Below are 22,652 nucleotides of genomic sequence, written 5' to 3'. Positions count from 1 at the left end.
TTCGAACGCGACGGTCAGGTTGACCAGGACTCGGTCGCTCGGCTTGGCGAAGCCGGGGGCGGGCCGGTCGAAGGGCTTGGCGTAGGCGAGGTCGAGCAGCAGCCAGCGCGAGAAGCGCAGCTGCGCGCCAGCACCCGCCGAGGTCAGCGTGCCGTCGAAGCCGAGGTTATGCTTGTTGCTGACGTTGGCGACGTCGAAGAAGCCGTAGGGGCTGAGCAGGATGTTCTTGCCGACCGGGAACGGCCCGAAGCGCCTCGAACGATCCGGCGATGCCGGAATCGCCCGATGCAGACGCTGGGTCATAGCCGCGGCCGATGGTCAGCGTGCCGATCGGCAGCTCCTCGTAGCTGAGCAATGCATCGGGGGAGACTTGTGCCTCGAGCCGCCCGAACAGGGCGAACTTGTCGGCCAGCGGCAGCAGCGCGCGGGCCGAAGCGCGGACGACGAAGGCATCGGGCTTGCCGTCGGCGCGCGACAGCAGGAACGAGCCGGCGTCGCTGGCACCCAGGAATGACACGCCCTTGCGCAGCGTCAGCTCGCCGCCGAACACCGCCTGGCGGGTGCCGATGAACGGCCGCAATTCGTACTCGCCGCGGATGTAGGCGATGCGCAGGTCGTCCTGAAGGAAGCGCCCGCCGCCGCCGCGGATCTGGCTTTTCTGGCTGATCGCTTCGAAACCCCCCGCGAGCGTCAACGTCTCGCGGCGCAGGCGGATCAGCGGGTAGGCGAGTTCGAGCGACCCAACGGTGGAGATCGAGCGGATGTTGAGAGGCTCGATCGCCGCGCCAGGGCGGGTTTCGCCATAAGCGATGCTGCCGCGCAGCAGCAGTCCGTCGCCGCCGATGCGGAGCTCCTCGAGCAGCTGGCCGACGAACTGCTCGTTGTCGGGGACCGTATGGTAGAAGATGACGCTGGTGCGCTCGGCCGCCTCGGTCAGACTATTGAAGTCGACCCGCGCCAGTGCGCCGAACCGTCCGGTCGCGCGGCTGTTGTAGTTCTGGGTGTTGAACACCACCGCGACCGCGTTGCGGGTGACGTTCATCTCGATATCGACCGCGCCGCGTCCTCCAGCCTTCGCAGGACGCACGCTGGTGCGCAGGCGGATGCCGGGCAGGTCGGAGGCGAGCAGCAGATAGCGCTGCGCGACCGCGAGGTTGAATGGGTTCATGCCGCGCAGCTTCGAGGCATAGTCGTCGATGCGGGCCTTGACCGGGCCGGCGTCGCCGGTGACCCGGACGCTCATAACGCGCGCCTCGACGACCTCGAAGGTGACGATGCCCGAATCGATGCGCTGTTCGGGGATTTCGACCCTCGCCAGGATGCCCGACTTGAACAGCAGTTCGGCAATGCGGTCGCGCATCGCGCAGAAATCGCTGAGCGGCACGGTCTTGCCGACCGAGCCCTGCCACGCCGGGCTGAGCACCTCCGCAGGCACGCCGGTCAGATGCGAGAATTTGGCGCCCTTGAACGCGACGGTCAGCGTCGAACTGGCGAGCGGGCATGGGCCGGGCGCGGGCAGGCTGAACAGATCGGGCTGCTGGACGACTTCGGGCGTGCGTTCGGCGGGGTTGAGCTCGTTGCGGGTCGGCAGGCTGGTGGCGTTCTGGGCGCGTGCGGGCACGGCGAAGCCCAGCGGCACAGCGAGGCCGACCACGACAAGAGCCGCGATCAGCGCTGCATCAGCCAGCCGCGCGAAGCCACGCGCCATCTAGATATCCCCCGATTCCACGCCTACGCAGTGGACACGGACGTTGCCGTCAGCTCCGGTCGCGGGCACCCCGCCACGACCATCATCGCCATTCCCTTACGAAGCTTCAGCCTAGCGCGGTAACGCAGGCGAAACAAGTGGCGACCATGACCAGTCCGACGCCATCATCTCGAGGAACGTGAAAATGTTGAGGCTACTGGCAATGGTGACGGCGATGATGGCGGCGACAGCAGGCAGCGCTGCGGAGGCGCGCGCGCTCGTCATCGGTCACCGCGGCGCGAGCGCGGTCCGGCCCGAGCACACGCTCGCGTCGTACCGTGAAGCGATTCGCGCCGGGGCCGACTTCATCGAGCCCGACCTCGTCTCGACCAAGGACCATGTCCTGGTTGCGCGGCACGAGAACGACATCACCGGCACCACCGACGTTGCCGAGCACCCCGAATTCGCCGCGCGAAAGGTCACCAAGATCATCGACGGCACCAGCGAGACCGGCTGGTTCACCGAGGACTTCACGCTCGCCGAACTGAAGACGCTGCATGCCCGCGAGCGGCTGCCGCAGCTCCGCCCTGCCAACCTCGCCTACACGGACGAGCGCATTCCGACCTTTGCCGAGATCATCGCGCTGGCCAAGGCCGCCGGGCGTCCGGTCGGGATCTACCCGGAGACCAAGCACCCGAGCTATTTCCGCGGGATCGGCCTGCCGCTCGAGCCGCCGCTGCTGGCCGCGCTCAAGGCCGCCGGCTGGACGACCGCCGACGCCCCGGTATTCATCCAGTCGTTCGAGATCGGCAATTTGAAGGCGCTGCGCAGCCAGACCGGCGTGCGCCTGATCCAGCTCGTCGACGCCGGCACTTCGGCCGACGGGCAGTCCTACGACGCGATGATGACTCCGGCCGGGCTGAAGGCCATCGCCGCCTACGCCGACGGGATCGGGCCGAACAAGGACCGCATCATCCCGCGTGATGCCAATGCGAAACTGCTCGCGCCGACCAGCCTCGTTGCCGACGCCCATGCCGCTGGCTTGAAGGTCCACCCGTGGACGTTCAGGCCGGAGAACTACTTCCTGCCGCTCGACTTTCGGATCGGCACCGACCCGCGCGGCCACGGCGACCTGGCCGCCGAGTACCGGACGTTCCTTGCGACCGGCATTGACGGGCTGTTCTCAGACGATCCGGGGAGCGCTGCGGTGGCGGTGCGGAAGTAGCGGAAATTTCATCCCGGGCTTGAGCCGGGACGACAAAAATCGCTGGCTGGGACCCTCTAGCTCCGGTCGAGCAGGTAGTTGAGGTTCGCGGTCGCGATCGGGCGGCTGTGGTCGTACTGCCAGGCGACCGCGTGGAGGTTGGCGACGCGGCGGCCCTGCCGGGTCAGGGTCGCGGTGGCGTGGGTGCCCTGGCCGCCGCCCTCGCGCAGATAGTCGACCGTGACGGTCACCAGCTTGAGCAGCGGCGGCGCTTCCTCGGCTTCGAGCGCGACCAGCAGCCGGGCGATGCAGGCGAGTTCGAGCAGCCCCGCGACCGCGCCGCCGTGAAGGCGGCCGGGGGCGCCGACGAGATGCTCGGTGAACGGCATGAAGAGCGCGACGTCGTCGCCGTCGCGGTCGGCGCGGACACCCATCAGCGCGGCGTAGGGCAGCATGTCGAGGACGATGCCCTGCCCGCCGGCACGCAAAGCGGCGGTAGCCTCGGCGATGCTCATGCGGCACCTTCGGGGCGCGGAATGGTGAACATGAAGGTGCCGGTGGCCGCCGCGATCGGGCGTTCGGGGTCGCCGGCATGGGCGTGGCCGTGGACGAAGGCGACGTGCCTGGTCATCCGGTAGCATGTCATCCGTGCGGTGATCGTCGCGCCCGGCGGCGGAGTGCCGAGATAGTCGAGGCGCAGGTCGAGCGTCGCATGACCGATCGCGCCGCGTGCCGCCGAGACCGCAAAGCCCGCGGCGGAGTCGACCAGCGAAAACACCGCGCCGTTGGCGACGATACCGTAGTCCGGATAGCCGACCAGCCGCGGGTTTGGCGGCAGCGCGAGCTCGGCCCAGTCGGCGCCGTGGCCGCTGTAGACGATGCCGAGCTTGGCGATGTGCGGCACGCTGCCCATGAAATGCTGGATCATCGCGTGCAGGCGGCCAGGGGGCGTAGTTGGTAGTGGGCGGTCGTCACTCATGTCCGAGCCAGTTCGCCGATGCGCGCGATCATCGAGGCGAGGCCCTGCGTACGGTTCGACGACAGGTGCTTCGACAGCCCGAGGCTGTCGAGCTGGCTGCGGATCCTTGCCGGGTCGATGTCGGCGGGCGCATGATCCTGGACCAGCAGCATCACCAGAGCGACCAGTCCCTTGACGATCGCGGCGTCGCTGTCGGCGCTGAAGTGGAGCCGGCCCTCGGGCGTCCGCGTCGGGTACAGCCAGACCTGGCTGGCACAACCCCGGACCTTGGTCGCGTCGGTCTTGAAGGCGTCGTCCATCGGCGGCAACGCGCGGCCGAGGTCGATCAGCAGCCGGTAGCGGTCGTCCCACTCGTCGAGCGCCTCGAATTCGGCCTCGACATCCTCGAAAGTCGTGATGGTCACCGCCGCGGAGTGGGGGAGCGGCGCGGCCGGGTCAAGGCCGCGCCCGCTCCTGTGACGTCACTGCCCCTAGTGCTGCACGCCGTTCTCGGGATGGCGCGCCACCGACGGGTCGACACCGTCGATTGTCGTCTCGGCCGCTCCGGCATTGGCGGGGATCGGGGCCATGGCCACCGTGGCGACCGGCGGCAGCGGCTGCGGATTGAGGCTGCGGACCGAGTCCGGACCCAGCGGCGCGTGCCAGTTCGGCGACGCCGCCGCTACCGTCATCGGTGCCAGCGGACCCTTCAGGCCGGGATAGTCCTTCAGCATCGGATAGCCATTCATCGGCTTGGCGACGCCCTGATGGCAGGTCAGGCAGTTGACCTTGTAGGGGTCGCCGAGATGGCCCTTGCGGTACGCCGGGAAGACCGCGGCAAGTGGCTCGATATAGGCGTTGTTGATGTTGCGGACCATGCGGATGCCGTACCAGGCGGTGGCGCGCTGCGGCTTGCTCAGGTTCCACGACTGGAAGTTGCCGGCGTTGTGGCAGTAGGTGCAGTTGACCCCGAGCGCCGACGACATGTGCATCATCAGGCCGTAGGTCTTCTCGGCGTGCTTGGTGCCACCGCTGACCACGACCGGGGCGCTCGACACCGGATAGGGTGTGGCCCCCGCCAGCCGGATTTCCTGGTTGTCGCGCAGATAGCTGCTGAACGGATCGGACGGCAGGGAGGCGTAGGCGACTGTCTTGAGCGGCGTGTTCTGGCCGCGCTTGTTGCCCATCAGGACCGTCGAATCGTCGCCGCCCTTGGGGTCGATCGCCCATTTGTTGACCGGCACGCCGTTGCCGCGGTGGCAGGTCCAGCAGGTCACGCCGGCGGGCGAGACGTGCTTGCCCCACGCGCCGTTGATGCTCTGGGTCATCTGGATCATGCGGCGCGCGACGACCTTGGTGTATTTCTCGTCGGACGCCATGTTCGCTGGGTTGTGGCAGTAATTGCAGCCCTGGGTCTCGGCATCGCCGGGCGCGATCCAGGTTACCATCGCCGCCATGATGTAGTTGAACTGCTCGGTGCTGATGTTGTTCAGCACCTTGACGTTCTGGTAGGTCTGCCCGGCCCGCTCGCCGCCGAGCATCGCCGGCTCGAGCGGGTAGGGCGGCGGTGGCACGACCTGCAGCTTGGCCAGCGCCTTGGCTTCGCTGGTGTCGCGAATCTGGTCGCCGCCGGTGCCGCGGTAGCCGGTCTGCGCCCAGCTTTTCATGCCGACGTCGCAGCCGGAGAGGCCCAGGCCGAGTGTCGCCACAAGGGCGAGGCTATGCGGTACCATCCTCATTTCGGCGCTCCCGGAAGCGTGCTGGGATCGATCGTCCCCGTCGAGGGGTAGATCGGCGCGAAGTGGTGCTGCTGCGCCCACAGGTACCAGTTGTCGACGACGGTGCCAGTCAGCAGGATGCCGATGCCGCCGGTGAAGGTGGTCAGCACCGCAAACCACCACGCCCAGCGGTGGATCGACTCGTAGGTGGCGTTGAAGCCCATCGTCCAGCGCCAGAACAACCCGGCGCGCTCGGCCGCGGTGCCGCGGTCGGTGATCTGCTCGATCTCGCGCTCGCCGCCGTAGCGCCCGACCGCGAGGATGGTGCCGCCGTGCATCGCGAACAACAGGGTCGACCCGTACAGGAAGACGATCGAGAGGCAGTGGAATGGGTTGTAGAACAGATTACCGTAGCGGATCGAGAAGGCCGCGGTCCAGTCGAGGTGCGGGAAGATGCCGAACGGCACCGCCTCAGACCAGCTCCCCATCGCCAGCGGGCGGATGAAGCCGAGCACCAGCATCAGCCAGATCGCGGACAGGAACGCCCAGCTGACGTGCGTACCCATGCCGAGGCGGCGTGCCCGGGTATAGGTCCGCGCCCACCATAGCAGGACCGACGTGGTCATGCAGAAGCCCGCGATCAGCCACCAGCCGCCCTGCGCCAGCGGCGGCAGGATCTGTAGGCCGTACTTGGGGGCGGGCGGCTCGAGCGCCAGCCAGAACAGCTGGCGGACGAACTGCACCGGGTCCCAGTTCACCGACGCCCACATGTTGAGGCCGACGATTTCGAACGCCAGGAAGCCGAACATCAGCGACAGCAGGCCGAGCCGCCCGAGGTAGATCGGGCCGATCTGCGCCGCACCCAGCTTGCCGGCCCAGTAGGAATAGCCGGGCTTGCCGTCGCGCGGAAAGTCGCCGTGCGGCAGCGGCACACCCAATTCGGGGGCCGATCGCAGCTGGATCTGGGTGAATATATTCTGATAGCGCGCCATTGTCCTTACCCCCTCACGACCAGATCGGCAGGTTGAGCCACCAGGTCCACCACTCGGGCCAGCCGCGGGTCCAGAAGGGGCCTGAGATGATGATGCAGACTGCGCTCCAGAAGCCGGCGTTGAGCGCCAGGAACAGCCCGAGGCGGTGGATGCCGAGCGTGCCGATCGAATAGCCGATGAGATCGCGGAAGAACGTGTCCTCGAACTCGGGCGTCTTGACCTCGCTGCCCTTCTTCGGATTGACCGACGACAGGATCAGGCCGCCGTGCATCGCCAGCGCCAGCGTCGTGGTGAAGAAGAAGCTCACCGCCAGCATGTGCGCCGGATTGTAGTGGAAATGCAGGTACTGGTAGCCGGTGTTCGACACCCAATCGAGGTGGCTGAAGATGCCGTAGGGGAAGCCGAAGCCCCACGCCCCGAGCAGCAGCGGCCGTATCACCACCAGGCTGACGTAGGCGAAGATCGCGACTCCGAAGGCGAACGGCACATGATAGCCGATACCGAGCTTGCGGCAGATCTCGACCTCGCGGAGCATCCACGAGACGAAGGCACCGATCGCGCAGACCGTGATGATCTGCCAGAAGCCGCCCTCGTTGAGCGGGGCCAGCGCGAGACCGTATTTCAGGTCGGGCGGGGCGATCGAGATCAGCCACGGGTTCCAGGTCGGTCCCTGCGAAGCCGCGTAGAAGATCAGCGCGGTGCCGAGGATCGAGAAGAACAGCGTCGTGACGCCGAAGAAGCCGACGAAAAACGGTCCTACCCAGAAATCGAACAGGTCGCCGCCGAGCAGAGTGCCGCCGCGTACCCGGTATTTCCGCTCGAAGCTCAACAGCGCCATGATTCAGGCCCTCCGACCGCAGCCACACAGGGGCCGGCGGTCCTTTGCAGACTTTTCGAATGTCCGGCGGAACGCGGGTGAGGGGTTCCGCCGGTCAATCGTTAGAACGTCGTCGTTCCGTACGTCATCGTCCGGAACGTCGCGGTTCAGGATGTCGCAGCGGGTGCCGCGACGGTCGTTCCGACGGTGCCGTGGGTCGGACCGTCGAGCCAGTTGAACCGCTGGGTGCTGAGCAGGATGAAGTGGATCAGCAGTGCCAGGATAAACAGGAATGCGAACAGGGCGACCAGCGCACGGCGCGGGTCGAACATTTGCCAGATTCTCCACATGACGATGTCTCCCTATGCTGTCGCGCTGATGGTTGGGGTGTGGGCGGTGTCGAGCGCGGTTACGGTCCGCACTTCACCGAGCCACGGACGCCACATCCAGACGAGGATGTGCGCGACGATCGCGATGGCGGTGAAGATCAGGAAGCTGGTGATGAACAGCTTGTGAAATTCCTTCGCCTCGGCCTCGCTGAGGTACGTGCTCGGTGTGATCCGCTCGTCTCGGTCTCTGATATCGCTCATTGCTCCATCTCCAGTTTGCCCGCCGGGACAGGGAGGGTGCCGGCGGCGCCTCCTGGCGGCATCGACGCGGCGACTTTCGCCGGGACGATCGGTTGAGGGTCATTCAGACCCGAAAAAGCTGACAGCCCTTGGGCTGAAAGGCTGCGGGGCCGCGTCATGCGGCCATGCTCTCGAGGGCGCGGGCGGCAGCGGCCAACTCGCGCGCGGTAACGGCAGGAAGCCCGGCATTGCGGGCGGCGCGCTCGGCGGCATCGCGCAGGCGTTTCGCGGCACTGATGCGAACCAGCACCGGCTGCGCCTCGACCAGCGCGTCGAACTCGGCCTTGGCGTCGTCTTCCCAGCTGACCTGCGCGAGGATCCGCGCCGGCGTCGCGTCGGCGGCGTCCATCGCGGTCGACAGTGGCAGGATGTTGAACAGCGCGTCGAACAGCGCGTTGCAGACCTCCTGCACCAGCCAGGTCGCGCCCGCATAACCCATGTAGGGCGTGCCGGTGGCGCGGCGGATCGCGGCGCCGGGGAAGCTCGCGGGCACGAACACCGCGCGGCTGCCGAGCTCGGCCATGTACATGCGCTCGTTGTAGGAACCGAACATCACCAGCGGCGGCGTCGCCTTGAGCGCCGCCTTGACCGCCTGGTTGTCGGGCTTGATCCCCGCTGTCCGGCTGAACGCGAAGGTGCATGGCAGCCCGAGGTCGTCCTCGAGGAAGGCGCGCATGCCGCGCGCGTAGGTGTCGGTGGCGACGACGGCGAAGCTCGCGGTGCCGAAGAAGTCCTGCGTCACCGACCGCCACAGGTCCCACAATGGCTTGATCGTGGTGTGCTTCTCGCGGGTGATGAACGGCTGCGGGTCGAGGCCTAGCAGCTCACCGAGCTTCTCGAGGAACAAGGTCGTCGACGTCAGCCCGATCGGGGCCTGCAGATACGGGCGCTCGAGTGTCTCGCACAGCCCGCGCCCGAACTCACGGTACATGCAGACGTTGACCTCGGCATCGGCCAGCCGCTTGACGTCGGCGAGGTGCGAACCGAGCGGGAAAACCATGCCCACCTCGGCGCCGATGCCCTCGATCAGGCGGCGGATCTCGTGCAGGTCGGACGCCATGTTGAAGCAGCCGTACTGCGGCCCGATAATGTTGACCCGGGGCCTGGCACCCTCCTTGCGCGGGCGCAGGGCAGGGACCTTCTTGGTGCCGTATTGGGTCCACAGCCAGGTCAGCGCGCGGTCGGCGGCCTGCCACTGGTCCTCGTCGATGGTGCGCGGCAGGAAGCGCTGGATGTTGGTGCCCTCGGGCGTCACGCCGCCGCCGATCATCTCGGCGATGCTTCCGGTGACGACGACCGCGGGCAGGTCGGGGTCGAGCGTCGCCCAGGCGCGCTTCATTGCGCCCTCGGTGCCGTGGCGGCCGAGCTCATCCTCGCCCAGCCCGGTGACGACGATCGGGAGCTCGTGCGGCGGCAGGCCATCGGTGTAGTGGAGGACCGAGGTCACCGGCAGGTTCTCGCAGCCGACCGGTCCATCGATGATGACCTGCAGGCCCTTGATCGCGGTGAAGGCGTAGACAGCGCCCCAATAGCCGCCAGCGCGGTCATGATCGAGAACGAGCGTCATGCCCCGATCGCCTCTTCGGCCTTGGCCGCGGCGATGCGCTTGCCCGCCATCTTGGCCTTGAACTCGGGGCGGAGGCGTGGCGTGTCCTCCCAAATGCCGGCGGTGTCGCCTGACCCGACGCCTTCGAAGAAGTCGCGCATGCGGTCGAAGCGATGCTGGTTGCCGAGCGCCGCATTGACGACCGTGGCGAGGCTGCCCGCCCCCGCCACGCCCATCAGCGGACGAGCCGAGATCAGATTGGTGAAATACAGCGCCGGGATCGCCTTCGCCTTGGCGTGCTGGACGACCGGGGTCGTGCCGATCGCGAGGTCGGGCTGGAAGGCGTCGACGGCGGCCAGGTCGTTCTCGAGGCTGGCGCGGTACTGGACCGTGCAGCCGCGGGCCTCGAGCCATTCACGGTCGGGGTCCGACCATTTGGTGCGCGGGCAGGCAGTGCCGACATAGGGCACCGTCGCGCCGCTCTCGATCAGCAGCCGCGCCACCAGCAGCTCCGAGCCCTCGTAGCCCGAGACGGTGATGCGACCCTTGATCGGGGCATTCGCGAGCGCCGCGCCAATGGCGGGGAGGAACTTGTTCTTGGCGGCGTCGACCTGTGCCTGCGTGATCCCGCACGCCGCGCCGACCGCATCGAGCCAGGCCGCGGTGCCGTCGCGACCAACCGGGGCGGAAGGCAAAACGGTGCGCCCGGCGGCCTCGAACTCGCGGACGCTGGCGGTGTAGAACGGGTGGATCGCGGCGACTGCGGCGCAGTCGAGCGCGGAGTACAACTCGCGCCACTCGCGGGTCGGCACGTTCGGCCCGACCGCAAGCCCGAGCGGCTCCAGCATCTGGCCGATGCCGATCGGGTCGACCGGAAACATTTCGCCGAGCAGCGTGATCGTCGGGCGGTCGGCGCGGGTCTTGGGCGCCGCGACCGGCCCGGCCTCGACCTCCTTGCGGGCGTAGGCGAGCATCGCCCCCGCCAGTACGTCCTTGGCCTCGGCGTGGGTCGGGATGCCGAAGCCGGGCACGTCGATACCGATGATGCGGACGCCGTCGATCTGGTCGGGGAGCAGCTGCAGCGGCACCCCGCTCGCGGTCGGCACGCACAGGTTGGTGACGACGATGGTGTCGTACAGCGCCGGATCGGCCATCTCATGGACCGCGTCGCGGATGTCTTCAAACAGCTTGCCGGTGACGAGGCTCTCGGAGTTGAACGGCACGTAGCCGACCGAGCGCCGCGCCCCGTAGAAGTGCGAGGTGAAGGTCAGCCCGTAGACGCAGCAGGCGGAGCCGCTGAGGATCGTCGCGGTCCGGCGCATGCGGAGGCCGACGCGGAGCGAGCCGAACGCCGGGCACATCGACTGCGGCTGGTCGTGAGGGCCCTTGGGATAGTCGGCGGCGTAGCGCGCGAGAATCTCGGACTTGCCGGCGCGCTCGGCGGCATCGCGGAGGGTCGAACCGCTGGCGCAGCCGCCGTCGATCGCGATCGCATCGCCGTCGTTCGCCGGTGTCGAGACGCCGAGGTCTGTCATACGGCGTCGTAAACCACTTCCAGGCTCGGCTTCGTCACGTACGCCGCGCCGCGCATGTCGGCCTGGCTGGCAGGACGGAGCGTGACATTGGCGCCGGTATCCTCGGGCGAGAACAGCCCCAGCAGCCCGTCGCTGGTCAGCGGCGTCGGGCGCACCGGGGGTGCCTCGGCGACGTTCTCGGCGAGCGTCTCGAACAGGCTGCCCCACTGGCTCTCGGGGGTCCCGATGATCTGGTAGTTGGCGGACTTCTTGCGGATGTCCTCGTTGGCCGGGATCGAGATCAGCACCGGGATGCCGACTGCGTCCGCGAACGCCTGCGCTTCGCCCGAGCCGTCGTCCTTGTTGATCAGGATGCCTGCGACGCCGACATTACCGCCCATCTTGCGGAAATATTCGACCGCCTTGCAGACGTTGTTGGCGACGTAGAGCGACTGCAGGTCGTTCGAGCCGACGACGATGACCTTCTGGCACATGTCGCGGGCGATCGGCAGGCCGAAGCCGCCGCAGACCACGTCGCCGAGGAAATCGAGCAGGACATAGTCGAAGCCCCACTCGTGGAAGCCGAGCTTTTCCAGCAGTTCGAAGCCGTGGATGATGCCACGTCCGCCGCAGCCACGACCGACCTCGGGGCCGCCAAGCTCCATCGCGAAGACTCCGTCGCGCTGGAAGCAGACGTCCTCGATGCGGACTTCCTCGCCGGCCAGCTTCTTGCGGCTGCTGGTCTCGATGATCGTCGGGCACGACTTGCCGCCGAACAGCAGCGAGGTGGTGTCGGACTTTGGATCGCAGCCGATCAGCAGGACGCGCTTGCCCTGCTGCGCCATCATGTAGCTGAGGTTCGACAGCGCGAACGACTTGCCGCTGCCGCCCTTGCCGTAGATCGCGATGATCTGGGTTTCCTTGGTGACCTCGCCGGTGTGAACCGGGTCGGGCTCGATCGCCGCTTCCATGCGCAGGAAGTCGTCGAGGGTCAGGCCAGCGACTTTATCGGTACTCTCGAGGCTCACGCGTGGGCCCTCCAGTCGAGGATCATCTTGAGGCAGGCCGGCTCGCCGAAAGCGGTCGGATAGGCCTCGGCGGCGGCACTCGCGTCGGAACGGTGGGTGATCAGGCCGTCGAGCGACAGTGTGCCGCTCGCGACCAGGGTGTTGACCGCCGTCAGGTCGGCGGGCTGCCACTCGGCGGCGATGCGGATCGTCGCCTCGCGCATGAAGGCTGGGGCGAAGGCGAAACCGACACGGTCCTCGTAGAAGCCCGCCAGGACCAGCTCGCCGCCCTTGGCGAGCCGTCCGACCAGCGTGTCGAGCAGGCCTGCGTCGCCGCTCATGTCGCAGATGCAGGCATAGTCGCGGCGGGCGTCCGCCTGCGGGTCGATAACGCTGTAGCCGTGCTGACCGGCGCGGCGGGCGGCGCTGGTCTCCCAGACCACCGGCGCCGCGTGACCGGCGGCAACGATGACCCGGGCGAGCAGTCGTCCGAGTACGCCGTGGCCGATGACGAGTTCGGGGACACGCCCGGCGACGAGCGCGTGGTGCGCGGTCGCGGCGAGCGCGAGCAGGACCGCGTTTTCCTTGAGCGATGCGTCGACGCGGTGCGCGCGCGCCGCGGGGATGACCACCCGCCGCGCTGCGCCGCCGAAGAGACCGCGGGCACCGTCGAAGCAGTTCGCGCCGGGCACGAACACCGTCTCACCGAGGCGCGAGCGGACGTCTGCGCCGGCATCGACGACCGTACCGACCGACTCGTAGCCCGGCACCAGCGGATAACCCATGCCCGGGAAGTCGGGCATCCGGCCGGTGTAGAGCAGCCGCTCGGTGCCGGTCGAAATGCCGCTCCAGTCGATAGCGACGGTTACGGCATCGGCGGCCATCGGCGTCAGCCCGAGCGGACGCAGTGCGAGTTGCCCCGGTCCTCCCATGACGACAGCGATGGTTTCCACCAGACGACCCTTCCCTTCGGCGGACTTTGCCGCCTGCGCCCAGTGTCAGATGAACTGGACGCTTCGAAGTGTCAGTCTAGGTTGACGCAAATACTTGTCAACCAGCTTTGACGGTTGTTTTTGCTAGGATGATCCCGGCGACCAGCGGTAGGTCGGTGGCAATGCGGCGGATCCCGGTAAACCCGGCTTCGGCCAGCAGCGCGTCTAACTCGTCGGGGGTACGCGCCCGTCCCGACCCCATCGCCAGCAGGTAAAACCCGAAATACGCGTCGCCGACCCGTTCCGGGCGCGGCGCAGTCATCGGCTCGGCGATCAGAAGCGTCCCGCCGGGGGGAAGCGCCGCGCGGACCTGGCACAGTAGCTTCAGCACTGGCGCGTCGTCGTGGTCGTGGAGGATGCGGACCAGCGTGATGAGGTCGAAGCCCCCCGGCAGCGGGTCGTCGAAGAAGCTGCCGCCATGCGTCTCGATCCGCGCCAGCCCCGCCGCCTCGAGCGCCACCCGCGCCCGCGCCGCCACCGCCGGCAGGTCGAACACCGCAAGCTCCAGCCCCGGCACCGCTGCAGCGACCGCCCGCACGAACGCTCCCTCGCCCCCGCCGACATCGAGCAGCCGCCGATAGCCGCCGAGTCCCGCCGCCGCGACCACCTGTGCCGCCACCATCGGCTGCGACGCCGCCATCAGCGCCGAATACGGACCGACCGCCGCCGGGCTCGCCGCCGCCGCGTCGTCGGCCCGCGCATAGGCCCAGTAGTCCGCCAGCGCCCCGCCACCCCCGCCGCGCCGCAGGAGCGCAACCGGGTCCGCCATGTCCGCATAAAAGGCCTTGTGGTGCGCGATCATCGCCGCCACCCCGGGATTGCCGAGCAGCGCCGCCCCCCGCGACCCCAGCGCCCAGCCGTCACCCAATGGCTCCACCAGCCCCAGCGCCCCCGCCCCGCGCAACAGCCGCCGCATCGAATCGAGCGGCAGCTCGAACTCCGCCGCCAACTGGACAGTCGTCGCGGTCCGCTTCCGCAGCCGCTCGCACAGACCCAGCTCGACGCACGCCGCCAGGATCTGCGCATGGACGAACCCCGCGACCAGATCGAACAACCCGGCCGCCTCGGCCCGTGCCCGGGGCCGCGTCAGAGGGAAGCGGCTCGCCCACGCCTGGAAGCGCGGCGAGGACAGCCGCCGGTTGCGCCATCGCACCCAATCCGCGCGCAAGCTCAAGCGCGCCCCATCCGCACCAGCGCTGCGTCCAGCGCCGACAGGAACCGAGACCGGTCCGTTTTCGCGAACGGAGCTGGGCCGCCGATGATGTCACCCCCGGCCCGCAGGTCGGCCATGATCGCGCGGGTCGCCACCGCACTCCCGATCGAGTTCGCGGTGAACGGCTTGCCGGTCGGGGACAGCACCGTCGCGCCTGCCTTGACCGCACGGTCGGCGAGCAGGATGTCGGCGGTGACGACAATGGTCGCTGGCCCCGCCGCCTCGGCGATCCAGTCGTCGGCGGCATCGAACTTGTCGCTGACCACGACCTGCTCGACGAGCGGGTGCTGGGGGACCCGGAAATAACTGTTGCTGACGACGGCGACCGGCACGGCGTGGCGGAAGGCAACCTTGTAGATCTCCTCCTTGACCGGGCAGGCGTCGCCGTCGACGAGGATGCGCAAGCTCATGGCGGCTGTTATCAGCGGTGTGGAGCCGGGCCGCAACCGGGGGAGACAGACCATGCCGATCGCGAGTTGCCAGTGCGGCGCGCTGACCGCCGAGGTCGCCGCTTATTCGCCGATGGTGGTCGCGTGCCACTGCATCGACTGCCAGCGCCGCACCGGCTCGGCGTTCGGCGTCGCCGCCTATTACCCCGCCGAGGCGGTCACCGTCAGCGGTGCGGCACGGGCCTATAGCCGCCCGACCGCGACCGGCGGAACGTTCACGACGCGCTTCTGCCCGGTGTGCGGCGCCAGCGTCGTGTGGTCGACCGCGAAGCACCCCGGGCTGATCGGCATCGCGGTCGGAGCCTTCGCTGACCCGCAGGCACCGCCGCCGCTGCGCTCGGTGTGGGAGCAGTCCGCGCACCCCTGGGCGGAGCTCGCCAGCGTCGCCGCGCACTATCCGCAGGGCGTCTCCTGAAGCGCGTCGTCGTCGTCGGGGCCGGCATCGGCGGGCTGGTCGCCGCCGCGCTGCTGGCGGCGCGCGGCTTCGCGGTCACCGTCGTCGAGCGGCAGGACGCGCCCGGCGGCAAGGTCCGGCAGGTCGACGTCGGCGGCGTTGCGGTCGACGGCGGCCCGACGGTGTTCACGATGCGCTGGGTCTTCGACGAGGTGTTCGCCCGCTGCGGCGCGAGCCTCGACGACGCGGTGACGCTGCGCCCCGCGGGCATCCTCGCGCGCCACGCCTGGGGGCCCGACCGCCTCGATCTGTTCGCCGACGAGGCCGCCAGCGCCGATGCGGTCGGGGTCTTTGCCGGAGCCGCCGACGCGCGCGGTTTCCGCAGCTTCATGGCGGAGGCGCGGGCGATCCTGCGCACCCTCGAGACGCCGTTCCTGCGCGGCACCGCGACCTCGCCGCTCGGGCTGACGCGGCGAGTCGGGCTGGCGGGGTTGCGCGGCCTTGCCGGCATCCACCCGTTCGCGCGGCTGTGGGACCGCTCGGCGAGGCACTTCACCGATCCGCGGCTGCGCCAGCTGTTCGGGCGCTATGCAACCTACTCGGGGTCGTCGCCCTTTGCGGCACCGGCGACGCTGATGCTGATCGCCGCCGTCGAGGCGGACGGGGTGTGGCTGGTCGACGGCGGCATGCACGCTTTGGCCCGCGCGCTCGCAGCGCTCGGCAAGGCCCAGGGCGTGGGCTTCCGCTATGGCACGAGCGTCGCGACGATCGATTCCGGCGGTGTCGTGCTGGCGGGCGGCGAGCGGATCGAGGCCGCTGCGGTGGTGGTCAACGCCGACCCGCAGGCGCTGGCAGCGGGGCTGTTCGGGGCAGTGGTGCGGCCGGCCGTGCGGGCGATGGCCGAACAGCACTGCTCGCTGTCGGCGCTGGTCTGGACAATCGACGGCACCGCCACGGGCTTTCCGCTGGTCCGGCACAACGTCCTGTTCTCGAACGACTACCCCCGCGAGTTCGCCGACCTCGCCGCCGGCCGCCTGCCCGCCGACCCGACGGTCTACATCTGCGCGCAGGACCGCGACGCCGACGCCGGTGCACCCACTGCGGCAACGGAGCGTTTCCAGCTGATTGTCAACGCACCCGCGTTCGGCGAGACTGCCCCGGGGAGTGGCGCAATCGAGGCATGCACGGCGGCGACCTTCGAGCGGCTGAGGCGGAGCGGGCTGGCGCTGACGCCGCGCGCCAGCGTGCTGACGACGCCGCAGGGCTTCGCGGACCTGTTCCCGGCGACGGGGGGAGCGCTGTACGGTCGGGCGACGCACGGGCCGTTCGCGGCGTTCCAGCGGCCGGGAGCGCGGACGCGGCTACCGTGGCTGTACCTGGCGGGCGGGGCGACGCATCCGGGCGCGGGGGTGCCGATGGCGGCGCTCTCAGGGATGCGGGGAGCGGAGGCCCTGACCGACGATCTGGCCTAGCGATCCCGCCCTTCGACGCGGCGGTGCAGCCGCAGGGCTATGCCTGGTGGTACATCGACGCGCTCAGCGACGACCGCGTTCACGGACTAACCATCATCGCGTTCATCGGCAGCGTGTTCTCGCCGTATTACTGGGCATCGGGCCGCCGCGATCCGCTCGACCATGTCGCCTTGAACGTCGCGCTGTACGGCCCGCGCGGACGCTGGGCGATGACCGAGCGCGGGCGTGACAGCCTGCTCCGTGACCGCGACACGCTCCGCATCGGCCCGAGCGCGATGCGCTGGGACGGCGACGCGCTGGTCGTCGACTTCGCCGAAATTGGCGCGCCGATCCCGCGGAAATTGCGCGGTACTGCCCGGATCACGCCCGAAAACTTCAACGAGCAGGCCTTCCCGCTCGACCCCGCCAGCCGCCATGTCTGGCAGCCGGTCGCTCCCCGCGCCCGCGTCGAGGTCGACCTCGCCGAACCCGGGCTGAAATGGTCGGGCACCGGCTACATCGACAGCAACCACGGCCGCGAGGCGCTGGAGGAGGGCTTCGCCGACTGGCAATGGTCGCGCGCCCACCGCCGCGACGACACCCTGGTGTTCTACGAGGGGCTGCGGCGTGACGGCAGCGAGTTCGCGCTGGCGCTCCGTTTCGACCGGCACGGCCAACCCGAGCCGGTCACCGCGCCGCCGCCGTTCGAACTGCCCAGGACAGGGTGGCGCGTCGGCCGCCGGACCCGCGCCGACGCCGGGACCGCGGCCTCGATCGTCCGGACGTGGGAAGATTCACCTTTCTACGCGCGCTCGACGGTCGCCGGGCAGTTGTTCGGCGAGGCGGTGTTGAGCGTTCACGAGAGTCTCGCCCTCGACAGCTTCCGCCACCCGCTGGTCAAGGCGATGCTGCCGTTCCGCATGCCGCGGTGGCGGTAGAACGAAGAGGTCTCTTGCGCGCAAGATGGTCATTCCGGCGAAGGCCGGAACCCAGTTATCCTCCGAACTCCGCGTTCAGAGCTTGTGATGCAACTGGGTTCCGGCGTTCGCCGGAATGACAAGACGGGGGCAGGGTCTGGTGCTCAGGCCTTGGCGATCAGCGCGGCAAAGCGCTCCGGTTGTTCCTCGTGCATCAGGTGGCCGAGGCCGGAAATGATCTCGAGCCGCGCGCCCGGCACCAGCGGTGCGACTTGCCGCGATACGCTCGCAGGAATCGTCATGTCACGCTCGCCCGCAAGCAGGTGAAGCGGCGACGCTAGCCGCGGCAGGTCGCGCTTCAGTCCCGCGAGGTCCCAGTTCGCCATCATGCCGAGCGTCCCCGCGACATGCCCGGAGCGCCGGAACAGCCGCGCGTAAAGCTCGACCCCGCGGGCGTCGATGCGGCTCCCGGTACGACCGATCGCCTGCGCCACCGCGCCCGGCATTTGTGCTTGCAGACTGAGCAGGCGCGGCACCAGTGGGTTGGTGAACAGCACCCGGGCCAGCGCCGGGAACAGCTGCGCCGCAACCCCCGGGAAGGGCAGCATCGCGCCGTTGAGGGCCACGACCGGGACCGGTGGGACCAGCCCGTCGAGGCTGAGTCGCAGCGCCACGCCCGCTCCCGCCGAATGGCCGACGACCAGCGCCGGCGCGAGCCCGAGTTCGCTCAGCAGCGCCGCGACGGCGCGCGCCATGCCGGGCATCGTCAGGCCGTGACGGTCGGGGGTCGCAGTGAAGCCATGGCCGGGCAGGTCGGGGGCGACGACGGTGAAGCGCTCCGCCAGCCGGGGCAGGATGTCCCTCCAGCTGTGACTCGCCGCGCCCGCACCGTGGAGGAGCAGCACGACCGGGCCGTTGCCGGCGACCTGGACGTGCCACCGCAGTCCACCCGCGACCACGAACCGGCTGGCGTCGCGGTTCGGCCAGTCGCGGCCCTCGATGGTCCAGTCGGGCTTGCTCATGCGGCGGCGGCGTGCGCCACGGCAGCGTTAGCGACGGCGTCTGCGTCGAGGCGGGGCAGCGCGAGGTAGCGCGCGCCCATTGTCGCGGCGAAGGCGGCGGTGGCGGGGCGCGGGCGGGGCGCCGTGTCGATCAGGATCGCCGCGATCCCGGCGGCGCGGACCAGCGATGCAGCGTTGGTCGCGTCGAGCTCGGCCTGCGCGCGGCCGGCTTCGGGGGCCCGCGCGACGTTGCCGCGCCCGTCGGTAAGGACCACCAGCCGCGGCGTGCGCCCCCGCGCACGCACCGCCATCGCCAGCATCCGCGCCGCATCGAGGCCTGCCGCAAGCGGAGTCCCCCCACCTCCCGCCATCTCGCCGAGCACGCGCCGCGCCCGGGTCAGCGAGCGGGTCGGCGGCAGTAGCACCTCGGCCCCGCTCCCACGGAAAACGATCAGGGCGACCTGTGTGCGAAGGACGTACGCCTGTGCCAGCAACAGCTCGACCGCGCCCTTGGCCTCCGCCAGGCGGGCCAGCGCCGCCGAGCCGCTGGCGTCGACGACGACGATGACGGTCGCCTCGGTGCGGGTCTCGAAGCGCCGGACGCGGAGGTCGGAGGGGCGCACGATGACGGGTCCCGGCCCCGACTCGACAAGCTCGCCACGCCGCGCACGCTGCCACACCGCTGCTGCCGCGAGCGTCGCCGCCAGCGCGAGCCGCTTGCCGCCCCCCGGGGTGCCGGCGCGAGTCCCGGTCGGCCGCCCGCGCCGCCACGACAGCCGCCGCTCGCCTGCACCGCGCCCACCCTCGACTCCGCCGCGCCGGCGCGAGCGCGGGGTGGCTCCACCCGCGAGCAGTTGCGCCGGCAATGCCGCACGCACCGCCGCGAGCACGATCTCGGTCAGCGCATCGGGGCGCGGGGCCTCGTCCCGGTCGGCGTCGTCGGGAGCCTCGTCGGAGGGCGGCGGTGGCGGAGGCTCGTCCGCTTGCTCCTCGGGCAGCGGCGGGGCGCGCGTCGCGCGCGGGGCCAGCACCAACTGAGCGGCCATCACGGCATCCTCATCACCGATCACGTTGCGCCCGCCGAGCGCCGCCGCAACCCGCGCCGCCCGCAGCGCGAACACCACCGCTCTCGCCGAATCGACCCCGAGCAGCGCCGCCGCCGCGCACAGCGCCTGAAGCACCGCGTCGGATGCCGCGCCGACGGTTGCCAGCCGCTCACGCGCGCGTTCGACTGCCGCCGGGTCGGGTACCGTGCTGCTCAAATCCTGTTTCACGTGAAACGAAATCCGCTCCGCGAGCCCATCCGGTACACGTTCCTCTTCGACGCCCTCGTCGAGCAGCACCAGTGCAACCCGCGCCGGGGACCGTGCCGCCGCGCCGTCACGCTCGACCACGACCTCGCCGGTGTCGAGTACCGCCGCCAGCCGTCCCGCCAGCCCGTCGCCGATGCGCTCGGCCATCGGCACCACGACGACCCCGCCGTCGGCCTCGGCGAGCAAGCCCCCTGCCGCAATCGGCCGCCCGGCCGCCAGCGTCGCGGCGACGTCGAGCCCGCCGATCAGCCGCGCATCGTCGATCCCCGGCGGCAGGCGGCGCAGCGGTCCGATGCAAGCCGCGAGCCCCGCCAGCCAGCGGTCTCGCGCCAGCGACGGCGGGCCGCTCAGGATGACGCCGCCGAAACCGATCGGGTCGACCGCGAACAGGTCGAGCACGGTCGGTTCGGCGTCGCTCACGCCGCGAGGACTTCCGCCAGCGCCCGCTCGATCCGCACGCCCGACCCGGTCTCGTCGAGCACCCCGCGCCGCAATCGGTGCCGCAGCGCCATCGCCGCGACGCTGCCGACATGCGCGGGCGTCACCATGTCGTCGCCGTCGAGCGCCGCTGCGGCGCGCGACGCCCGCATCAGTGTCAGCTCGCCGCGCAGCCCGTCCGCCCCGACCGCCATGCACAGTTTCGACGCGAGCATGAGCACCGCGTCCGGCACGACGACGCCGTTCACCCCGTCGCGAGCCCGCGCGATCCGGCGCAGGGTCTTGGCTTCGGCCTTCGCCCAATGCTCGGCAAACGTTGCAGGCGTGCGCTCGAAGGCATCGCAGCGGCGCAGGATCTCGACCCGGTCGGTCAGGTTGTTGGGCGTCCGCACCTCGACCGACAGCCCGAAGCGGTCGAGCAATTGCGGGCGCAGTTCGCCCTCCTCGGGGTTGCCGCTGCCGACCAGCACGAAGCGCGCCGGGTGGCGCACCGACAGCCCCTCGCGCTCGACGACGTTCTCGCCCGACGCGGCAACATCGAGCAGCAGGTCGACGAGGTGGTCCTCGAGCAGATTGACCTCGTCGATGTACAGGAAGCCGCGGTGGGCGCGCGCCAGCAGGCCGGGCTCGAAGCGCTTCTCGCCGCGGGTCAGCGCGGCTTCGAGATCGAGCGCGCCGACGACGCGGTCTTCTGTCGCACCCAGCGGCAGGTCGACGAACGGCACCGCGCCGCGCACCGCCTTGCCGGTCAGCGCGACAGGGTCGGCGGCGTAGCGCGCGCGGTCGTCGGGGTCGGCGTTGAAGCGGCTGCCGGCGACCACGCGAATCGGCGGCAGCAGCGCCGCGAGCGCTCGTACCGCGGTCGACTTGCCGGTGCCGCGGTCGCCGAACACCATGACCCCGCCGATGCGCGCGTCGACCGCCGCGATCAGCAGCGCCGCCTTCATCTCGTCCTGCCCGACGATCGCCGAGAACGGGAACGAGGCGGATACCGGGAAGGCGCTGATCATCTTTGCGGTTGTAAGTCAGGCGACGGGTATGGGACAACCGCCAGCAATGCAGACGGTCATCTATGTCGCAGCCGGGTGCGCGCTGGCACTGGGCACCGCGGGCGGCGCGACGACGCCGCTGACACCTTGGTACCGCGATCTCGCCAAGCCGCCGTGGCAGCCGCCGAACTGGCTGTTCGGCCCGGCCTGGTCGCTGATTCTCGCCGGCGCCGCGACCGCCGCGGTCTGGGCGTGGAACGCCGCCGATGCCGCGGGCCGCGTCGACCTGATCATCGCCTACGCGGTCAATGCGGTGTTCTTCCTGCTGTGGAGCCCGTTGTTCTTCGTCGCGCGGCGGCCCGACTGGGCAATGATCGAGTGGGTCTTCCTGTGGGTTTCGGTCGCCGTGCTGGTGGTGGTCGTGCACGCGCAGTCACCGGCGGGCGCATGGTTCGTCGTGCCCTACCTGCTTTGGGTCAGCTTTGCCGGCGTGCTCAATCGCGCTATCGTCATCCGCAACGCGCCGTTCGGGCGCGAGACGAGGAATACGACCGGGACTGTTTGATCGACCCCAGCCTGACGGCGTTTCGAAGGAGACGAGTGATGGACACCAATCTGACGCACGACGGCCGCATCGATACGGCGCCCGCCCCCGTCCGAACCATCACCGCCGCCGACCTCGACTGGGCCCTCAAGGAGGGCTGGAATGACTTCAAGGAAAAGCGCGGCGATATCCTGCTGATCCCGTTCATCTACGCCGTGGTCGGTTTCCTCGCCTCCGTTTTCGCCTTCAACTCGGAGCTGTTCCCGCTGATCTTCCCGCTCGCGGCCGGGTTTGCGCTGGTCGGGCCGATCGCGGCGGCAGGGTTCTACGAGCTGGCGCGGCGGCGCGAGGCGCGCATCGACGCCAGCTGGTGGCATTTCCTCGACCCGTTGAAGGGCCGCTCGCGGCTGCCACTGGCGATGCTGACCGGCATGCTCGCGGTGATCTTCGTCGCGTGGATGGCGGCGGCGTGGCTGATCTACCAGGAGACGCTCGGCAAGCTCGGGCCCGACACCCCCTCGACCTTCGCCAACGCGCTGACCACCGGCCCCGGCCTGACCATGATCGTCGTCGGCAACCTCGTCGGCGCATTGTTCGCGCTGCTGACGCTGGCGGTCGCGGCGTTCAGCTTCCCGATGGTCGTCGACCGGCCCGTCGATCCGCTCAAGGCGGTCGCTACGTCCGTCGCGGCGTTCCGCGCCTCGCCGGGCACGATGATCCGCTGGGGCGTGACGGTCGCCCTGGTCCTGCTGGCGGGCGCGATCCCGCTGTTCGTCGGCCTGGTCGTCGCGCTGCCGGTGCTGGGGTACGCGACGTGGCACCTGTATACGCGGGTGGTGGCGCGCTGAGGCCCGCAGGTTGACTTAGCGCGCGGGTTTG

The 22,652-nt window shown here is 69.7% G+C and carries 23 protein-coding genes and 1 pseudogene; 6 read left to right on the top strand and 18 right to left on the bottom strand.

Going from position 1 to position 22,652, the window contains the following annotated elements; translation table 11 throughout:
* Window positions 1-166: 166 nt before the first annotated feature.
* On the bottom strand, window positions 167-1,708 hold the full coding sequence (locus KX816_19760; GenBank protein QXQ06359.1) for a hypothetical protein: 1,542 nt from the start codon (window positions 1,706-1,708) through the stop codon (window positions 167-169).
* A gap of 184 nt (window positions 1,709-1,892) precedes the next feature.
* Here KX816_19760 and KX816_19755 point away from each other — a divergent pair, with 184 nt between their 5' ends.
* The gene (locus KX816_19755; protein ID QXQ06358.1) at window positions 1,893-2,912 is read left to right on the top strand and encodes a glycerophosphodiester phosphodiesterase; all 1,020 of its coding nucleotides are present in this window, start codon (window positions 1,893-1,895) and stop codon (window positions 2,910-2,912) included.
* Between the two features lie 56 nt (window positions 2,913-2,968).
* Here KX816_19755 and KX816_19750 read toward each other — a convergent pair whose 3' ends face one another.
* The 14 genes from KX816_19750 to KX816_19685 all read right to left on the bottom strand — a co-directional run bounded on the left by KX816_19750 (window position 2,969) and on the right by KX816_19685 (window position 14,681).
* The gene (locus KX816_19750; GenBank protein QXQ06357.1) at window positions 2,969-3,406 is read right to left on the bottom strand and encodes a PaaI family thioesterase; all 438 of its coding nucleotides are present in this window, start codon (window positions 3,404-3,406) and stop codon (window positions 2,969-2,971) included.
* Complete coding sequence (locus KX816_19745; protein QXQ08701.1) at window positions 3,403-3,819, bottom strand: PaaI family thioesterase; 417 nt, start codon at window positions 3,817-3,819, stop codon at window positions 3,403-3,405. The genes KX816_19750 and KX816_19745 overlap by 4 nt, the downstream gene beginning before the upstream one ends.
* 47 nt (window positions 3,820-3,866) lie before the next feature.
* The gene (locus KX816_19740) at window positions 3,867-4,268 is read right to left on the bottom strand and encodes a SufE family protein (GenBank protein QXQ08700.1); all 402 of its coding nucleotides are present in this window, start codon (window positions 4,266-4,268) and stop codon (window positions 3,867-3,869) included.
* Between the two features lie 72 nt (window positions 4,269-4,340).
* Window positions 4,341-5,588 carry a photosynthetic reaction center cytochrome c subunit gene (locus KX816_19735; GenBank protein QXQ06356.1) on the bottom strand — a complete coding sequence of 416 codons (1,248 nt, stop codon included), beginning with the start codon at window positions 5,586-5,588 and terminating at the stop codon, window positions 4,341-4,343.
* The gene (pufM, locus tag KX816_19730; GenBank protein QXQ06355.1) at window positions 5,585-6,559 is read right to left on the bottom strand and encodes a photosynthetic reaction center subunit M; all 975 of its coding nucleotides are present in this window, start codon (window positions 6,557-6,559) and stop codon (window positions 5,585-5,587) included. The genes KX816_19735 and pufM overlap by 4 nt, the downstream gene beginning before the upstream one ends.
* Before the next feature lie 13 nt (window positions 6,560-6,572).
* The gene (gene pufL, locus KX816_19725) at window positions 6,573-7,397 is read right to left on the bottom strand and encodes a photosynthetic reaction center subunit L (GenBank protein ID QXQ06354.1); all 825 of its coding nucleotides are present in this window, start codon (window positions 7,395-7,397) and stop codon (window positions 6,573-6,575) included.
* A 146-nt stretch (window positions 7,398-7,543) separates the two neighbouring features.
* Window positions 7,544-7,726 (bottom strand): light-harvesting protein, encoded by a 183-nt coding sequence (locus KX816_19720; GenBank protein ID QXQ06353.1) that lies wholly within the window; start codon window positions 7,724-7,726, stop codon window positions 7,544-7,546.
* Between the two features lie 12 nt (window positions 7,727-7,738).
* Window positions 7,739-7,966 (bottom strand): light-harvesting protein, encoded by a 228-nt coding sequence (locus tag KX816_19715; protein ID QXQ06352.1) that lies wholly within the window; start codon window positions 7,964-7,966, stop codon window positions 7,739-7,741.
* 154 nt (window positions 7,967-8,120) lie between these two features.
* Window positions 8,121-9,572 (bottom strand): chlorophyllide a reductase subunit Z, encoded by a 1,452-nt coding sequence (gene bchZ / locus KX816_19710; GenBank protein QXQ06351.1) that lies wholly within the window; start codon window positions 9,570-9,572, stop codon window positions 8,121-8,123.
* Window positions 9,569-11,086, bottom strand: coding sequence for a chlorophyllide a reductase subunit Y (gene bchY, locus KX816_19705; protein QXQ06350.1), 1,518 nt, complete (start codon window positions 11,084-11,086; stop codon window positions 9,569-9,571). The genes bchZ and bchY overlap by 4 nt, the downstream gene beginning before the upstream one ends.
* Window positions 11,083-12,036 carry a chlorophyllide a reductase iron protein subunit X gene (locus KX816_19700; protein ID QXQ08699.1) on the bottom strand — a complete coding sequence of 318 codons (954 nt, stop codon included), beginning with the start codon at window positions 12,034-12,036 and terminating at the stop codon, window positions 11,083-11,085. The genes bchY and KX816_19700 overlap by 4 nt, the downstream gene beginning before the upstream one ends.
* Before the next feature lie 53 nt (window positions 12,037-12,089).
* Complete coding sequence (bchC, locus tag KX816_19695) at window positions 12,090-13,004, bottom strand: chlorophyll synthesis pathway protein BchC (GenBank protein QXQ08698.1); 915 nt, start codon at window positions 13,002-13,004, stop codon at window positions 12,090-12,092.
* 118 nt (window positions 13,005-13,122) lie between these two features.
* Complete coding sequence (locus KX816_19690) at window positions 13,123-14,232, bottom strand: methyltransferase domain-containing protein (protein ID QXQ08697.1); 1,110 nt, start codon at window positions 14,230-14,232, stop codon at window positions 13,123-13,125.
* Window positions 14,233-14,234: 2 nt separating this feature from the next.
* Window positions 14,235-14,681 (bottom strand): YaiI/YqxD family protein, encoded by a 447-nt coding sequence (locus tag KX816_19685; protein QXQ08696.1) that lies wholly within the window; start codon window positions 14,679-14,681, stop codon window positions 14,235-14,237.
* Between the two features lie 4 nt (window positions 14,682-14,685).
* Here KX816_19685 and KX816_19680 point away from each other — a divergent pair, with 4 nt between their 5' ends.
* The 3 genes and pseudogenes from KX816_19680 (at window position 14,686) to KX816_19670 (ending at window position 17,509) form a co-directional block, all read left to right on the top strand.
* On the top strand, window positions 14,686-15,141 hold the full coding sequence (locus KX816_19680; protein QXQ06349.1) for a GFA family protein: 456 nt from the start codon (window positions 14,686-14,688) through the stop codon (window positions 15,139-15,141).
* Window positions 15,138-16,682, top strand: a pseudogene (gene crtI, locus KX816_19675) (phytoene desaturase). The gene KX816_19680 and the pseudogene crtI overlap by 4 nt, the downstream one beginning before the upstream one ends.
* A gap of 119 nt (window positions 16,683-16,801) precedes the next feature.
* The gene (locus KX816_19670; GenBank protein ID QXQ08695.1) at window positions 16,802-17,509 is read left to right on the top strand and encodes a hydratase; all 708 of its coding nucleotides are present in this window, start codon (window positions 16,802-16,804) and stop codon (window positions 17,507-17,509) included.
* 143 nt (window positions 17,510-17,652) lie between these two features.
* On the opposite strand, the gene KX816_19665 is transcribed toward KX816_19670, so the two are convergent.
* The 3 genes from KX816_19665 to bchI are packed head-to-tail and all read right to left on the bottom strand — an operon-like array spanning window position 17,653 to window position 21,250.
* Complete coding sequence (locus KX816_19665; GenBank protein QXQ06348.1) at window positions 17,653-18,510, bottom strand: alpha/beta fold hydrolase; 858 nt, start codon at window positions 18,508-18,510, stop codon at window positions 17,653-17,655.
* Window positions 18,507-20,222 (bottom strand): magnesium chelatase subunit D, encoded by a 1,716-nt coding sequence (locus KX816_19660; protein ID QXQ06347.1) that lies wholly within the window; start codon window positions 20,220-20,222, stop codon window positions 18,507-18,509. Before KX816_19660 ends, KX816_19665 begins: the two co-directional genes overlap by 4 nt.
* On the bottom strand, window positions 20,219-21,250 hold the full coding sequence (gene bchI, locus KX816_19655) for a magnesium chelatase ATPase subunit I (GenBank protein ID QXQ06346.1): 1,032 nt from the start codon (window positions 21,248-21,250) through the stop codon (window positions 20,219-20,221). Before bchI ends, KX816_19660 begins: the two co-directional genes overlap by 4 nt.
* A 46-nt stretch (window positions 21,251-21,296) precedes the next feature.
* Between bchI and KX816_19650 the strand changes: the two genes are divergently transcribed.
* Together KX816_19650 and KX816_19645 are read left to right on the top strand one after the other, a co-directional pair.
* Window positions 21,297-21,794, top strand: a complete 498-nt coding sequence (locus tag KX816_19650) for a tryptophan-rich sensory protein (protein ID QXQ06345.1) — start codon at window positions 21,297-21,299, stop codon at window positions 21,792-21,794.
* A 38-nt stretch (window positions 21,795-21,832) separates the two neighbouring features.
* Window positions 21,833-22,621: a DUF2189 domain-containing protein gene (locus KX816_19645; protein ID QXQ06344.1), complete on the top strand. Its 789-nt coding sequence runs from the start codon at window positions 21,833-21,835 to the stop codon at window positions 22,619-22,621.
* The last annotated feature ends 31 nt before the right edge of the window (window positions 22,622-22,652 follow it).

The sequence above is a fragment of the Sphingosinicellaceae bacterium genome (assembly GCA_019285715.1).
Lineage (GTDB): Bacteria > Pseudomonadota > Alphaproteobacteria > Sphingomonadales > Sphingomonadaceae > Glacieibacterium.
Note: the sequence above shows the minus strand (reverse complement) of the source record. Positions and strands in the feature narration are given on the sequence as shown.